Source organism: Nostoc sp. XA010 (genome assembly GCF_020829625.1).
In the GTDB taxonomy this organism is placed as follows: domain Bacteria; phylum Cyanobacteriota; class Cyanobacteriia; order Cyanobacteriales; family Nostocaceae; genus Nostoc.
Genome location: NZ_JAIVFX010000002.1, coordinates 102,393 through 118,286, shown reverse-complemented (window position 1 = coordinate 118,286; position 15,894 = coordinate 102,393). Strand labels below are relative to the sequence as shown.

12 protein-coding genes, 1 tRNA gene and 1 pseudogene are annotated in these 15,894 nt (G+C 43.7%); 2 read left to right on the top strand and 12 right to left on the bottom strand.

What is annotated here, in order from left to right:
• Positions 1-873: 873 nt before the first annotated feature.
• Both LC608_RS03385 and LC608_RS03380 read right to left on the bottom strand, forming a co-directional pair.
• Entirely contained in the window at positions 874-1,017 is a 144-nt protein-coding gene (locus tag LC608_RS03385) for a hypothetical protein (protein WP_229552178.1), read from the bottom strand.
• An 88-nt stretch (positions 1,018-1,105) separates the two neighbouring features.
• The gene (locus LC608_RS03380; RefSeq protein WP_229552177.1) at positions 1,106-3,397 is read right to left on the bottom strand and encodes an ATP-binding protein; all 2,292 of its coding nucleotides are present in this window, start codon (positions 3,395-3,397) and stop codon (positions 1,106-1,108) included.
• 289 nt (positions 3,398-3,686) lie between these two features.
• Here LC608_RS03380 and LC608_RS03375 point away from each other — a divergent pair, with 289 nt between their 5' ends.
• On the top strand, positions 3,687-4,094 hold the full coding sequence (locus LC608_RS03375) for an aldehyde dehydrogenase family protein (protein ID WP_229552176.1): 408 nt from the start codon (positions 3,687-3,689) through the stop codon (positions 4,092-4,094).
• A gap of 126 nt (positions 4,095-4,220) precedes the next feature.
• On the opposite strand, the gene mazG is transcribed toward LC608_RS03375, so the two are convergent.
• Complete coding sequence (gene mazG, locus LC608_RS03370; protein WP_229552175.1) at positions 4,221-5,048, bottom strand: nucleoside triphosphate pyrophosphohydrolase; 828 nt, start codon at positions 5,046-5,048, stop codon at positions 4,221-4,223.
• Between the two features lie 3 nt (positions 5,049-5,051).
• On the bottom strand, positions 5,052-5,672 hold the full coding sequence (locus tag LC608_RS03365; RefSeq protein WP_229552174.1) for a metal-binding protein: 621 nt from the start codon (positions 5,670-5,672) through the stop codon (positions 5,052-5,054).
• A 113-nt stretch (positions 5,673-5,785) separates the two neighbouring features.
• Here LC608_RS03365 and LC608_RS03360 point away from each other — a divergent pair.
• Positions 5,786-5,858 (top strand) — tRNA-Val (locus LC608_RS03360).
• A 70-nt stretch (positions 5,859-5,928) separates the two neighbouring features.
• On the opposite strand, the gene LC608_RS03355 is transcribed toward LC608_RS03360, so the two are convergent.
• The 8 genes and pseudogenes from LC608_RS03355 to LC608_RS03320 form a co-directional block, all read right to left on the bottom strand.
• Positions 5,929-6,285, bottom strand: coding sequence for a DUF5615 family PIN-like protein (locus LC608_RS03355; protein WP_229552173.1), 357 nt, complete (start codon positions 6,283-6,285; stop codon positions 5,929-5,931).
• Positions 6,285-6,530: a DUF433 domain-containing protein gene (locus LC608_RS03350; RefSeq protein WP_229552172.1), complete on the bottom strand. Its 246-nt coding sequence runs from the start codon at positions 6,528-6,530 to the stop codon at positions 6,285-6,287. The genes LC608_RS03355 and LC608_RS03350 overlap by 1 nt, the downstream gene beginning before the upstream one ends.
• A 113-nt stretch (positions 6,531-6,643) precedes the next feature.
• Entirely contained in the window at positions 6,644-7,387 is a 744-nt protein-coding gene (locus tag LC608_RS03345; protein ID WP_229552171.1) for an alpha/beta fold hydrolase, read from the bottom strand.
• A 103-nt stretch (positions 7,388-7,490) separates the two neighbouring features.
• A complete protein-coding gene (locus LC608_RS03340; protein WP_229552170.1) occupies positions 7,491-8,105 on the bottom strand; it encodes a hypothetical protein in 615 nt (204 codons plus the stop codon).
• Between the two features lie 95 nt (positions 8,106-8,200).
• Positions 8,201-8,503 (bottom strand): tetratricopeptide repeat protein, encoded by a 303-nt coding sequence (locus LC608_RS03335; RefSeq protein ID WP_374108372.1) that lies wholly within the window; start codon positions 8,501-8,503, stop codon positions 8,201-8,203.
• A gap of 18 nt (positions 8,504-8,521) precedes the next feature.
• Positions 8,522-8,587 (bottom strand): annotated as a pseudogene (locus LC608_RS36765) (hypothetical protein); the annotation flags it as partial.
• A 27-nt stretch (positions 8,588-8,614) separates the two neighbouring features.
• On the bottom strand, positions 8,615-13,867 hold the full coding sequence (locus tag LC608_RS03325; RefSeq protein ID WP_229552169.1) for a ribosome assembly protein 4: 5,253 nt from the start codon (positions 13,865-13,867) through the stop codon (positions 8,615-8,617).
• Positions 13,868-14,071: 204 nt separating this feature from the next.
• A complete protein-coding gene (locus LC608_RS03320) occupies positions 14,072-15,421 on the bottom strand; it encodes an AAA family ATPase (protein WP_229552168.1) in 1,350 nt (449 codons plus the stop codon).
• Positions 15,422-15,894 lie beyond the last annotated feature (473 nt).

The window sequence follows — 15,894 nt, the reverse complement described above, 5'->3', positions numbered from 1 at the left end:
GTCAGTTCATCATTGCTTATCGTCTTCCCCCAATCGGGTGAACCATTTGGGTAATTAATGATTACTCTGATCGGGTGAAGCAAAACTTGGTTTAAAACATTTACTCTATGATTATCGAACACAGGTAAATTAAAGGTAGTAAAATTACAGCCATAAAAACATTATAAGTATTATTACATAGCTTATTTGAAAGTCTTAAAAATGATTTATGCGTACCGGAGACTAGAGAGACATCGTAATTTATGTTTCTCTAGTCTTTTCCTTAAGTAAATAATTTATACTGCCAATATTTGAATTTTTACAAAATTGTGATCACGAACCCTGGATCTATTGAGTAGTGATGGATCAAATACCACTCCTATGTTAAGGAGATGCTATGTCATTGCAATCACGATTAGAGGTCATTCATCCTTGGTCGTGGATCGATATATCCTGGGAGTGGTTTTGATTATCTTCTTGAGCAGCTAGCTGAGTTTCTAGCCTGCTTGTTAAAGCATTTCTCAGTCCATCCAAGCTTTAATTTGTTGGGAGGTAGTAAGAAACTGCCTCCTTTTTTTAATGCAGCTTATAAATTATACCAATTCACGAAAACCCTGGTATATAGATTTACCATAGGGGCTTGTCTTTGCCCATGCGTGTCAACTTAACGTGAAACTCTTGTCAAAACGTGATATTCAGTTCTCTGGCTTCCCATTACGATCCGCGTTACCCCACCCTAACCCTCCCCGTATGTATTGGGGAGGGAACTAAATTTCCTGTTTCCCCCCTTTCTAAGGGGGGATTAAGGGGGGTAAAACGCCGTCTTTGCGATTAGCGGCGCGACAACATTTGCTACATCAGCGACAACATTTGCTACATCAGCGATCGCATTTGCTACATCAGCGACAACATTTGCTTGATCGGCGACAGCATTTGCTTGATCAGCGACATCATTTGCTTGATCAGCGACAGCATTTGTTTGATTAGCGACATCATTTGCTTGATCAGCGACATCATTTGCTTGATCAGCGATCGCATTTGTTAGATCAGCGACAACATTTGCTTGATCAGCGATCGCATTTGCTTGATCAGCGACAACATTTGCTACCGAGAGCTTACTTATGCATTAAACTTGTTGGCTGCCTTTAACCAGGTTCGCCACCACAGTCACTAACTTATCTGGCTCGATTGGCTTGGATAGGTGAACGTGGAATCCAGCTTGCAGAGCCAGCTTGCACTCTTCATCTCTCGCAAAGGCCGTCAGTGCTACAGCTGGAATTTTTTTTCCTCGAGCTGCTTCGCTGATTCGCACTTTGCGAATCAGCGCATAACCATCTTCATCTGGCATTCCGATATCACTGACTAAAACATCTGGCTTTAATCGTACCAGCGCTTCTAAAGCTTCAGCTACTGAGCTAACCGATGTCACATCTGCTCCAGACTGTTGCAAAATAAAGGAAACTAACTCACGAGTATCAGCATTGTCATCTACAACGAGTATTTGCAAACCTATCAGCGCTGAGAGATGATCGGTTTCTACTTCACTCTCTTGAATTTGCTGTTGTTGCAATTCTATAGTTGGCAACAACATTGTAAATGCTGCTCCCCGTCCTTCCCCTTCGCTAGCTGCGTGGACAGTGCCTGAGTGCATTTCTACTATGTAGCGCACAATTGACAGTCCCAGCCCCAAACCACCCTCTGCTCTAGTAGTTGTGCTATCAGCTTGACGAAAGCGCTCAAATATAAAAGGTAGAAAGTCAGCACTAATTCCCTTACCTGTATCTGAAACAGTTATCTGGGCATTTGAGTTTACCTGCTTTAGATGTACTTCAACTCGCCCTCCACTGGGTGTAAATTTGACAGCGTTAGAGAGCAAATTCCAGACCACTTGTTGCAAGCGTTCTGAATCACCCATAACCTCACCTACTGAAGAATCAAGGTTAGACTCAATTTGAATATCCTTAATTTCAGATGTGGGATATATAGCTTCAATGGCCGCGTTAATTACAAGTACAAGATCAACTTTACGGAGATTTAAACGGACTTTACCTTGTATAATGCGTGAAACATCCAGGATATCTTCAATCAGTTTGCCCTGAAGTTTAGCATTCCGCTCGATTGTTCCTAGTGCCTTAAAGGTACTTGCCTCGTCCAATCTTCGATTACGGATTATTTGAACCCAACCCAGCATAGAGTTGAGAGGTGTACGAAGTTCGTGAGAAACGATCGCCAAAAATTCGTCTTTAATTCGGTTAGCTTCCTGGGCTTGGCGATAAAGCTGTGCATTTTCAATGGCGGAGGCTGCACGTTGGGCAACTTCTTCAGCCATTGCCAGGTCTACAATAGTGTAATGCCGTCCTAGTTGTGCAGATGCAAATATAATTGTTCCCAGCTTGCGTTCACGCACCACCAATGGCACAGTCATTTGAGACTTAAGTTGGAGTTCGTGCAGCAGACTGAGGTGTTCTTGGTTTGACGCATTTCTATGTAATGACGACTCAAAAATATTTGTAGCAAGTTCCGACTTACCACTTCGTAAAACCTTCGCTGGCCCATAATCAGCATCAACAGGAATTGGATAGCGTTGTCGCAATTCTCTTACTAGTGCTTCCTTTTGCGGTTCAGATGCAGCTATCACTGGGTTATTGAAGACCGTCAAATTATTTTCAACGACATCTACAATACACCAATCGGCTAGGGTAGGCACTGCCAATTGCGCGACACTGGTTAAAGTGGTACGGTAGTCTAAAGAAGATGCCAGGACACGACTTGCTTCAGCCAAAAAATTAGAACGCCTCTGTGCTTCTTGGGCTGCAATCCGGGCGGCTTGTTCACTGGCAAATAACCGTTCGCGTTCCGACTCTAAACGCTTACGCTTGGTAATGTCGCGCATTAGCCAGCGTAGAGCAACTGCCTTACCTTGCTCGTTACGGACGGTAACTACTGTCAAAGCAACATCAAAACAGATTTTTTTTCGTGGTTGTAAACACACTTCCCATTCCCCGCCCCGATCGAGATGCTGCAACTGAGTTAGGTAATTAAAAAAAGCTTGATGATCTGGTCTGGCAATGAAAGTAAGTAGCGGTTTGCCAACCAAAAATCGCTGTAAAACACTGAGGTGTATGGTAGCGGCACGGTTAGCTTCCAGGATAATACCATTAATATCAGTTACCAAATAACCATCAGGCGCAAAATCAAATAATTCTTGGTATCGCTGACGCTCCTTCTCGACTACCATTCGTGTTGCTTGTAGTTCCTCGGAGGCGATTTTCAGTTCTTCCAAAGTGATTTTCAGTTCCTCAAAAGCTTCAGCTGTTAGCTCTTGTTGCGAGTACGGCTCATTTGCAGCACTCTGCAATAATCCCGTCACCCGTGAGCTAAATGTCTCTATTTGTTGACTAAAATCGTCTACACTCATGTTGCTCACTTTGCTAAGACTACAACGCGCACACGACGGTAAACATCAAGCAAGTATAAGCCCAACTGTACGCTAAAAGGTGCTCTCAAAACTATTGCTCAAAAGGTAGAGGTTTGTCTTGACAACACGAGTTCTACAAAGTGAATCAGACACAATAATATACTTCTCTTAACCTCTAAGTACTATTTTAAAATAAAGAATTTATAAAGAAATCCACCTATAGGGTTGTACAGCAACAAACATAATAAGTAGATTTAAGAAAATTTTTTTATAACTTAAGGAGGGCCTGATGGTTACAGCAACAGTACCAGAACAACAGGTTAAAATTGGCCCAACCCAATTGTTGATTAACAATGAGTGTGTAAATAGTGTTAGCGATTGCCGATTTGAAACAATCAACCCGACTACAGGCGAGGTAATCTGTGAAGTCTCAGAAGCAGACGCCGCAGATGTAGATAAAGCAGTAGAAGCAGCCCGTGCTGCTTTCACTAGTGGAGAATGGAGAAAGATATCTGCTACCCGTCGCGGCGAGTTGCTTTACAAGCTAGCTGACTTAATTGAGCAAAACATCGATGAGTTGGCGCGGCTAGAAACTCTCGACAACGGTAAGCCATTACAAGATTCATTCGGTAGCTTGGGGTTAGTCATTGCCTGCTATCGTTACTATGCAGGGTGGGCTGACAAAGTACAATGGTAAAACTATTCCGATTAACGCCTTCATTCCACGGCAAGAGAAAGGGATCATTTCCCCCTGCTCCCTGCCCCCTCTCCCCCAATCCCCACTCCGTGGAGGCCCCGAGTCCCCCTGCCTCTTCCCCACTCCCTACTCCCCACTCCCTTCTTTAGCAAGTTGAGCTTTTGCGTGTTGCCATAACTTTTCTAACTCATCCAAACTGTAATCAGAAAGGGGGCGATCAACAACTGCCTCCATTTTTTCTAATCGCTGGACAAAGCGCTGATTTGTACCTTGCAAAGCGGCGCTGGGGTCGAGATTATGCCAACGCGCTAGCTGAATCACTGCAAACAGTAAATCGCCTAATTCTGATTCTTGCCGTTCTGGTGTTTCTTCAGCTAAAGCCTGTTGAAACTCTCCCAACTCTTCATGAAACTTATCCCAGACACCCTGAATATTTTCCCATTCAAATCCGATCGCCGCAGCCTTTTGGGAAATCTTCATCGCCGCCGTCAGTGGGGGAAGAGTGCGCCCATAACGAGCGAGTTTCGCACTAAGTTTTTGCGCCTCTGGAGATGCTTCACCTTTCTCCTCCGCTTTAATCTGTTCCCAATTTTGCCGCACCTCATCCACACTTGCCACCGACACATCACCAAACACATGGGGATGACGGCGAATCAACTTTTGGGAAATCCCCTGAGTTATTTCTTTGAGAGAAAATTGTCCAGATTCGCTAGCGATTTGGGCTTGCAATACTACTTGTAATAATAAATCGCCTAACTCCTCTGCGATCGCACCTTTATCCCCACTCTTAATTGCATCCACCACCTCATAAGCTTCCTCAATCACATAAGGGGTGAGGGTTTCAGGAGTTTGAGCCAAATCCCAAGGACAACCACCATCAGGCGATCGCAATTTTGCTACCACCTCAATTAACTCCTGCAATGCCGCCAAAGTATCAACATTGTCATTTGTCATTTGTCATTTGTCCTTTGTCGTTCTTCCGTTGCTCTTTCTGCTAACTGTAGCTCGACGACTACCGCGAGTTGTAACTTTCCGCTTCTTAATTTTGCCACTAGGAAGCAACCCCCGAACCCCCTGCTTTTTAAACCGCTTATAAGCCGAACCGCCCCAATCGCTAAGAGAATGACTCATCGCACCGAGTTCCAACCCTAAAAACAGGGCGATATATTCAGTATCGTATTGCACGAGCGATCGCCCCACAGTTCCCCCCAAATCTTGCCAAGTAAAGCTTAGATTCCATAACCTTTCGGCGATCGCTAAAATGAAAATTGCCAAAATAGCAAGCAAACACCCCAGATAAAGTATTCGCAAAATCGTGCCAATAATCGGCCCGTGGGATAAAAAAGAACGATGCCGCAGACTTTTTTGATAAGGTAGCCAAATCCAGCGCAAGAAACCCCAGCGTTGAAATTGCACAGAGTAAATATCCAAATCGGGGCCAAACATCAGCCCACCAAAGAGAAACCCGCCTGCAACTAACAAAGTCGCATTACTACTGCGAGTTTGCCAGAAAGTAACGCCCGCCACGAACGGCAGAGCATACATAGTAATGCGATCGTGCGTCCGACCAGAGGGCATCCTAAATCCTGAGTTAACTCAATACTGAGTCAGTATAAGAGAAAAAAAGATTTTCTTGAAACTACTAGCGCAATGCGAAATCTTTTGCTATATTAGTTAAGGATTAGTCAAACGGGCGGTTAGCTCAGTTGGTAGAGCGCCTGCCTTACAAGCAGGATGTCATCAGTTCGAGTCTGGTACTGCCCATTAATTAAATTAAGGCTAGAAACGGCTTTGAAGCGGTTTCTAGCCTTTTTGAATTTGTGGTATTCCTTAACTACGGCAAAGGACGCTGGCGAATCTGATCTCGCTCTAATACTGTGAACCGCTCCTCAAATTGCAATCCTTCTATCTCTAGTAAATTTAACAATAGTGTGGCTGGCTCCTCTGGAGTATGGGGGCGAAATCGCAAATAAATCACACCAGTTGGTGATGGTAATCTTAAGCGATAGATGAGTTCGCCGTAATCGCGATCAAACGTTAAAATCACCCGTTGCTCATTAGCGCCACGAGTTAAAACCTCTGTATCTTCAATGCCTGGAGAATCCTCTGTCACCGAAGCAACATCATAACCCGCTTGCCGTAGCAGCCGCACACTGGGCAATGGGAAATTCTCATTCGCCAGAAACCGCATTACCTGGCCTCAGTAGACAGCAATGGTGTGTAGAATACATCTTCTTTGAGACACTCCGCGGCAAACGCGAACACAGCTTGGATTGCAGAAGCGCTAAGAGTTGGATAGCTTTCTGTAACTTGCTGTTCTGTCCAACCTTCGGCAAACAACCCCAATATGAATTCCACAGATAGCCGCGTTCCTTTGACGATAGGCTTTCCAAGGAGAATTTTCGGGTCTGAATGAATATAAGTTCTCCAATCCATACCAGTTTACCTTTATCGGGCTTCATCTATTATGAGCGATGCCTATAGCGGGCTGTGCCAACGCACCATTCAAATATGCCACTTGGGCAAAAGATTTTAAATTGCTCAAAAAATTAATCACTAGTTAATATTGAGGCAAGAAGGTCAGGATGAGACAGGTGTGGGCAATGTCCAGCAGGTAGTTCAATGGCATCGACTCCTAAGCGCTTGCGGGAAGCGTAGCGTGACCATGTAGGAGACAATATTCGGTCATCGGTACAAACAATATATTTACGCTCAACATTTGGCAAAGCTTTTAAAGGATTCGTTTCAAAAATATATGCCATAGATTGTTGCGAACGGCTTTTCGAGATTGCCCACTGTGCTACATCCGGTTGACAATCATGAAAGAAAAACTCCCTTAATACTGCTTCCTCTGAATAATCTTTGCCTACGGAAGCTGGTTCAAACATATCAGGTTCATCGTGGAACTGTTGCAGTTTACTTGGCTCTTTTGGGTGGTAATTAAATGATTTAAGCGTATCAGAATCAAGACGATGAGAAAATTGATCGAGTGTACTGATTTCGGGATGAGGCATCAGCGCAGCCACAAATACTAGTTGACGCACTTTTACCGCTTCTGCAACCAGGGGAATTATAGTACCAGCCATTGAGTGACCGACTAGGACAATATCATCATCAGTTTTTGGCAGCGCTTGAATTACTACATCTGCAAATTGGGACAAAGTAGCAGATGCATTTTCAATTGGTAAATCCATTGCTACAGTTTTGTGGCCCTGTGTTTCTAAGTAGGGAATTAGCAAATCCCAACACCAACTAGCTTGGAAGGCACCGTGAACTAGACAATATAGACTCATATCAATTGAATCGTGGTAATGGTAGACGAGTTTTTAACTTCTCTTATTTTTTAGCAAATTTTAAAACTTGACCAAGTGAGTTACATTAGCACCTGCTATATATTCAAACAGTAGTTAAAACAGGCTGAAAAGGTTGCAATAAAATACCCAAAATTTTATCAACTTCTTTAATATAGTACTCAGTCGAATCTATATAAACAGTCGTCCCTTCTAAAAATAAAAACTTCCAGTTAGTTCCACTAGTAACCGAGCCATAAATCCGCCCAACTTCATTGCCTTGATTTTGATTGAATAGTTGGGCTGCAATCATTGCCGCTACACATTGACCAAGACCGCCGATAATATCTTCTTTTTTCGCTTCAAAAATAAACATTACCGGAGCAGAAATAAATAATTGCTCCTGGGAATTGCTGAAGATGTAATCGCAAAACCCTTGTAAGTCTTGAGTTGCATCAACATTAAATTCATTTCCAGAGAACAATGAGATTTTATTATTTAATAATCGTCTGACCTCTGCGAGGATTGGTGCAATTAAAAACTCTGATCTAGCTTTTTCGGTTGAAATTGCAGTTGCTAAAGGTATGTAATCGATTAAAATCGTTCTGAAAGTTTCTGATGGCGTAACAGGTTTTGTATCAACAAATAAATTCCGAGTTTCATCGAGTGTTAAATCAAAACTCTTTTTAACTTTAGCGAGACTAAAATCGCTGTATGCCATCCTTATACCTTGTGATTATTTATTTTGTCTATTCCATATTGATACAGAACAAGGAGATAAGAGAATTAAATGCCCAATGCCCCATGCCCAATTCCCTAATTCTGTAGCTTTTTAATCTCTGCATCTGTAAACGGATTCTTCCCCGCTCGTAAATCTTTCACCCAGCGCTGCCGTTGTGCTTTATAATCTTTATCTTCAGTCTGAGCGATAAATGCCTCAAAGTCCTCAATTGCTCCTTGATAGTTGCCTGTCAGCGCCCTAGCCAAGCCACGACTATCACGATTATTGCTATCTTTAGGTGCAAGGGCAACGGCTTTTTCACAGGCTGGTAAAACATCGGCGGCTTGTTTTTGCAGACTCCCGTCCCAGCATATTGCATTCCAAGAATCAGCAGGAATTTCGGCTTTCGGATCAAACTTTAGAGCTTCGGTGTAAGCTGCGATCGCTTCCTTAAACTTTTTCTCTTCTAAGCGGCTATTTCCTTCATTAACTAAGCGATCAACCTTGGCTTAATTCGCCAACTCTTTCGCTCTCGCCTGAGAATCAAACTTTAATTTATTATCCCACTGCTGGGCTTTGCCAAACTTTTCAACAGCGCCATTAATATCATCATTTCGCGCTAGCTTCTCACCTTGGATGACTAACACTGTCGCCCCCAGCACCAACCGCGATGGAGTTTGGCATGATTGCAACTCTTCTAACACTTCTGGATGGGCAACCAGGTAATTATTCAGCAAGTTACAACCACTGAGTAATAAACCATTGAAATCTAAGTCCCATAAAATCACGGTCTTGTCAACACTGCCAGAAGCCAGTGTCTTGCCATCGGGGCTGAATCCGATGCTAATGACCCAACTGCTATGCCCAGTCAGGGTTTTGATGGCTTTGCCTGTGCTGATATCCCAGAGTTTGATCGTCTTGTCAAAACTGCCAGAAGCCAGTGTCTGTCCATCGGGGCTGAATCCAACGCTATAGACCAAACTGCTATGCCCAGTCAGGGTTTTGATGGCTTTGCCTGTGCTGACATCCCAGAGTTTGATCGTGTTGTCAAAACTGCCAGAAGCCAGTGTCTTGCCATCGGGGCTGAATCCGACGCTATTGACCAAACTGCTATGCCCAGTCAGGGTTTTGATGGCTTTGCCTGTGCTGACATCCCAGAGTTTGATCGTGTTGTCAAAACTGCCAGAAGCCAGTGTCTTGCCATCGGGGCTGAATCCGACGCTAATGACCCTACTGCTATGCCCAGTCAGGGTTTTGATGGCTTTGCCTGTGCTGACATCCCAGAGTTTGATCGTGTTGTCATCACTGCCAGAAGCCAGTGTCTGGCCATCGGGGCTGAATCCAACGCTATAGACCGTACTGCTATGCCCAGTCAGGGTTTTGATGGCTTTGCCTGTGCTGATATCCCAGAGTTTGATCGTCTTGTCAAAACTGCCAGAAGCCAGTGTCTGTCCATCGGGGCTGAATCCAACGCTATAGACCAAACTGCTATGCCCAGTCAGGGTTTTCATGGCTTTGCCTGTGCTGACATCCCAGAGTTTGATCGTCTTGTCATCACTGCCAGAAGCCAGTGTCTTGCCATCGGGGCTGAATCCAACGCTAATGACCGTACTGCTATGCCCAGTCAGGGTTTTGATGGCTTTGCCTGTGCTGACATCCCAGAGTTTGATCGTGTTGTCAGAACTGCCAGAAGCCAGTGTCTGGCCATCGGGGCTGAATCCGACGGTATTGACCAAACTGCTATGCCCAGTCAGGGTTTTGATGGCTTTGCCTGTGCTGACATCCCAGAGTTTGATCGTGTTGTCAACACTGCCAGAAGCCAGTGTCTTGCCATCGGGGCTGAATCCGACGCTATTGACCCTACGGCTATGCCCAGTCAGGGTTTTGATGGCTTTGCCTGTGCTGACATCCCAGAGTTTGATCGTGTTGTCATCACTGCCAGAAGCCAGTGTCTTGCCATCGGGGCTGAATCCGACGGTATTGACCAAACTGCTATGCCCAGTCAGGGTTTTGATGGCTTTGCCTGTGCTGACATCCCAGAGTTTGATCGTGTTGTCATCACTGCCAGAAGCCAGTGTCTTGCCATCGGGGCTGAATCCGACGCTATTGACCAAACTGTTATGCCCAGTCAGGGTTTTGATGGCTTTGCCTGTGCTGACATCCCAGAGTTTGATCGTCTTGTCTTCACTGCCAAAAGCCAGTGTCTTGCCATCGGGGCTGAATCCGACGCTATAGACCCAACTGCTATGCCCTTCTAAAGTATTTACGTCTATAGCGCGGTTTTCTTTCTTCTCGTTTAGCTGTAAGTAAACCGCTTGCTGTAAAGTTGCTACAGTTTGCATTCGGGTATCGTTTCTTTCTTGTGCCGAAACTGTAAGTTTGAGTTTTTCACTTGCTTTTAAACCTGCTATTAAGGCATCTGGATGTTGTCCTGAGGCAACAAATGCTTCTGAAGAATTATTCAGGGCGTTAATTTCATTAATATCGGCTTGCTTTCTTTGCTCATTTGCTTCTAGTGCCGATCGCCATGATAAACCTGCCAACCCAGCTAATACTAATCCTGCGGCTACGGAACCAAAAAGGGCGCGTTTGAGAAAGTTATTCAGTTTCGTGTCACTCAGTTTTCTTTGTTCTCGTTCCTTTTCCAGTTCCGCCATTACCTGCTTTAACTTCGGTTCTTGTTGCTGGCGGATAAAGGCGGCGATGTAGTCATGTACCAGTTGATAACGGTCAGCCGGGTTTTCTGGTAGCAAAACCACCAAGCCAGATTGGACAAAAATCTTTAACACTAAATCTAATTTACTGATTTCAGAAGCTTGTTCCGCCCTAGTTTCTGATCCCCCCGCCTGTGGCGACCCCCTTAAAAAGGGGGTTTCTGATCCCCCCGCCTGCGGCGACCCCCTTAAAAAGGGGGTTGAAGAAATTAAGCCCCCCTTTTTAAGGGGGGTTGGGGGGATCTCCGAGAAGTACGGGAGCAAATCGCGTTCCAATTCAGCGCGAGTCTTTAGGGGGCGAGTTCCTTTTTCATCCGTCAATAAATACAGTAATATGTCTGCTGCTTGCTGATTCTCAACACCGCAATCATTAACAACTTCATCCAAATAACGCTTAACCAATTCGTCTTTAGTGCCACCCTTGCGATATTCTGCCAGAGTTGTAATATTCTCCGTTTGCAGTTGCGCCCCCACAACCTGCAACTCAATGGGACGAACTTCACCCAATTCCCCGGCTAAATCTTGCACCAGTTGTTGAACTAAAGCACATTCCAAGCGGAAACTAGTATTTTCAGTTAAACGCTGAATAATTGACTTCGCATCAGCACGCGAGAAATTCCCCAACTTGTAAAGCACATTATTACTGAGAATGTCATTGCCAATAATCTTGAGGCTGGACAAATCATTGCACTCTAGCAAGTAATGGATGTAATCTACCCGCAGCGATAAGATAACTTTCACCGATAGAACATTCAGACACTCTCCCAGAAACTCAAAGAATTGCTTCCTTTGTGCTGGTTCGGTGTAAACAAAGAAAAATTCCTCAAATTGATCAAAAATTAACACCGTGCGGAGGTTGCGCTGTTCGTTTTCTTTCAGTCTGGATATTAAATATTGCGGAGTTCCGAGTTCAAAGGCTGAACGTTGAGCCTCTGAGGTTGAAGTTCCGAGTTCAGAGGTCGAACTTCCGAGTTCAGAGGTCGAACGTCCGAGTTCAAAGGTCGAACTTCCGAGTTCAAAGGTCGAACTTCCGAGTTCAGAGGTCGAACGTCCGAGTTCAGAAGTCGAACTTCCGAGTTCAGAGGTCGAAGTTCCGAGTTCAGAGGTCGAAGTTCCGAGTTCAGAGGTCGAAGTTCCGAGTTCAGAGGTCGAACGTCCGACTTCAGAGGTCGAACGTCCGAGTTCAGAGGTCGAAGTTCCGAGTTCAGAGGTCGAAACTTGAAGTTCTAACTCCCCCTCATCCCCTTCTCCCCTGCTCCCTGCCCCCTGCCCCCTGCCCTCATCTCCCCCATTTCCCAAAAGCCTCCCCAACTCTTCCACCCAGTTGGTGTAAACGCGCATTACCACCGGCAAATAATCTTGAATACCGATCGCTTTATTCTTTAAAGCTGGCACTAGTCCGGCATTCACCAGGGAACTTTTGCCTACACCCGATTGCCCATGAATTACTATCAGCTTATAATCAGGGCGACCCATGCGTTCAATTAAACGTTCTACATCCAATAGGCGACCAGATGCAGCAATTTCTGGGGCAATGTTTCCTTGGGGAGAGTTTGAGCGCAATGTCTCGACAAATGCCTGTTTTGTAGCTTCTAATCTACCCGCACCAATAAAAGCCCGCAAGCCAAATTGCTGTTCAATGGAACGCTGTTGCTGTTTGATTTTATATGCTTTGAGATATTCTTTTTGCTCAAAATAAAGCTGCTGCAAAAACCTGAGAATATCCAAGTAAAGCCTGACATCTTCTAAGGGATTACCGATATCCCTAGCAGTTTGTAAGCTGAGAGTTGCCTGTTCAATTTGACCTAAATGGTATTGAGAACGACCTAAAATAAACTTATATAAGCTGAAATCTTTTGATTTTAAAACCCTTTCGGTAATATCAGCTAAAACCCCTGATATATTCGCTGACTCCAGATTAGGAATTGCAGCAAAAACTTCCAAGGCTTGCTTAACTAACTGATTTGCTTTCACCCAGTTATTTTGAGCCAAAGCTACCTCAGCTAAAAAACCGTAATTTTTGGCTAATTCTCTTAGTTGGTTGTTATTTCGATGGATTACTAAAGCTTGTTCTGAAAGACTCTGCAACGTTTCCCATTTTTGCAAGTCTCGCAAGATATCACCGAATTTAACTACTGCATTAGCAATTAAACCTGGACTTTGGAACTGGTTAATAAAATTTATATACTCTTGAATATAATGCCAAGTGGCTTGCCAATCTGGATGATTGATATCTTGATGTTTAAAAGCTTTTAAATAATAACAAAAGCCAATCTCACTGAGGATTTTTGCCTGTCTTTCTAAATTATGATTTTGCTGCCAGAGCTTATAAGCGTTGTGATAATGCTCTAACGCCGAATCTTTTTGATTATTTATCTGTTTGATAAAACCTAATAAAGATTCTAAATTAGCTTCGATTTCTAAATTATAAACCTCTGGCTGTTTGAGTAAATATCTTTGCGCCGCTTCTAACTCATTCTCCAGTTTAAGATATTCATCTACGCTAAATTTTAAGTTATTACTAAACCATTGATTAGCGGTTTCGATGATAAAATCTACCAATTCCTGTGTTGATATGGCAAAATCTCTCGTAGTTGCCCAACTTTCCAAATCTGGCGCAAACTGTATTAGTTGCTTGTAGATTTCATCGTCAATCCACAACACTAAGGGAAAAGCAAAATTCTTGCGAAACTCCTCCCGCACCTGATTGGCAGAAGTTAACATCACAGACAAATTCTGCACTGATTCCAAACCCACAACCATCACACAGCCTGGTATTTCTGCGCCAAATTCTTCCTGAATTGCAGTATAAAGAGTTCTGTGAGATTGCTGCACCGCCAAGACACGAATTTCGACTTGGCAAATTTCTTGCAATCTGGAGATTAAGCGATCGCGCAAACTGCCATAATTACACCGTGCCAAAATCAGCTTAAACTGTCCCACAGAGGATTCGATCGCCCAAGCTAATTGTTTCAGAGAGCGTAGGCGTAGCTCGTCGTAGACATCGCTATTTATATGGTCATCTTTTGATGGTTGTTGTGGACTCATAGAGCTAATATGCTTTTCAGGTGCGAATTTTTACCATATATTTTGACGTTGAGTCAACATATCCCGCCTTGCACTTAAGTGCAAGGCTAATAGCTGAAGTCCACTGAAGTGGACTGGAAGCAATTATTAGTCCTCTTGAGAGGACTTTAGCTATTAGCCTCGGAATTTATTCCCAGGCGGGTGAGTGGGTAAGCGAAAGATACTTTACTGCAACTCCTTCGCCTCAGCCAAAACGGGATTAACATCAAACCAAGACTCACCACCATCACGATATTCAAAGACAAACCGACTGCGAATCAGTTTTTGATATCCTTGGTCATCACTGACCTTTTTCCTTTCCTTGACATGACGTAACAATTGCCACTCATCATCAGAAATCGGCAACATTATTTCATTCCGACGAGAACGAATAACTTGCTCTAAGGTTTCACGGGTTAGGGGAAGACTCATTTCTTCCATAATCCAGGTATTCAGCAGCCTCAGCACGTCGCGCACATGACCACCGCTCATTTGACATAACCGCTCTAAGCTAGTAGTACTATCAAAAATCTCGGTAACTTTATTTAAACGCTCCTCTGGTGTCAAATCAGGAAAAGCTCTAGCTAGTACCATTTGCTGCATCAGTGCCATTCCCTCTACATGAACACTGCCATCAGTTTTTTGTACAGGTACCATTGGTAATACTTTGGGATCTTCTGGGAAACGCTGGGTTAGCATTCCGTAATCGTTGGAAAACTTCAAAGCCAAGGGCATGGTGTAGAGTAGATGACAATTGAGCCTTGTCAAAAACTCACCTTGATCGACAAATAAATATTCCTGTTGCGGACGACCCCAAGGTTTGACACGATTATCTATGCGGTCAAGATTATCGACAATTACCACCAGACCATTTTTACCCTGCTGTTTGAGTTTAGCCACGGCCGGTTCTAATAATTCTTGATTAATCGCTTCCAACAGCTTAGTTTTTTGCGGTGCTAAATACTGATTGAGTTTTTCTCGCAGCGTTGGGTCATTTTTCATCTTCGCGGTGATTTCACCAATGCCCACAGACAGAGACAATTTTTCTTTTTCAGAGGTAACACCAAAATCACCGACATTCGGAACCTTAACTTTTACCCCCGTCACCTCGGAGTTTAAGACTTTCCAAGCACCTTGCAGCAACTCATTAAACTTGTTAGGTGTCTCCAATGTAATTTTATCCAGACTTTGACTCACCCGACGAGCGATCGCTAGCAGCACATCAGCAATATCGACATCGGTCATTTCCAAATCGTCACTGGACTCAAAATAGACGACGTGGAAGCCTAATTTTTCCAGTTCTGCCTGTAACCGTAATAGTTCTGTCGATTTCCCACAACCAATATGCCCAGTAAATAACGTGCAAGTGGGTTCATTCGGCTTAAAAAAAGTAATTTTTTGCTTCAGCTTGCCAAGAATATCACCACCTCGTACCGAGGAAAAATCAATGTAATATTTGCTATCAGAGCTATTGTTGACAAACAGAGTTCTGCTGGGATCGCTAGCCTGATAAAATTCCCGTAAATCTATGGGCATAATGCTGGTAGTGCAATTATCTGGTATTGTCTTAATATATCCTTGTTGAAAAGGATAAAATTTTTACATCTTTGCATCTAGATTATAGAACCGATTTGACATCTAAGAAGGTGCAGCAAGCCTCTTAACCATCAACCGAAGAACCACAAAGATTTACCTTGGCAGTGGCTGTCTTCTAAAGTTCTCTCAAAGCTCTTGACGAGAATTTTGCATCTTTCCATCCAAGCATTTTGCTACGGTATGCTTTACTCATTCGCCCACAGGGTACTGGTTTCTACAAATTTCAGCATACGCCCTGTGAGCTTTCTTACAGTAGCTACCCACTTTTAAAACATCGTCTAAAATACGCCCTAAAGCTGCTCAATTTCCATACAACTAGACAAAGTTTGTATTTATAAATAGTATATTTTAAAGATAAATTCCGAGACAATTGTCAAAAGGCCCCAAATAGGAAATAATTTCAATTAATTACT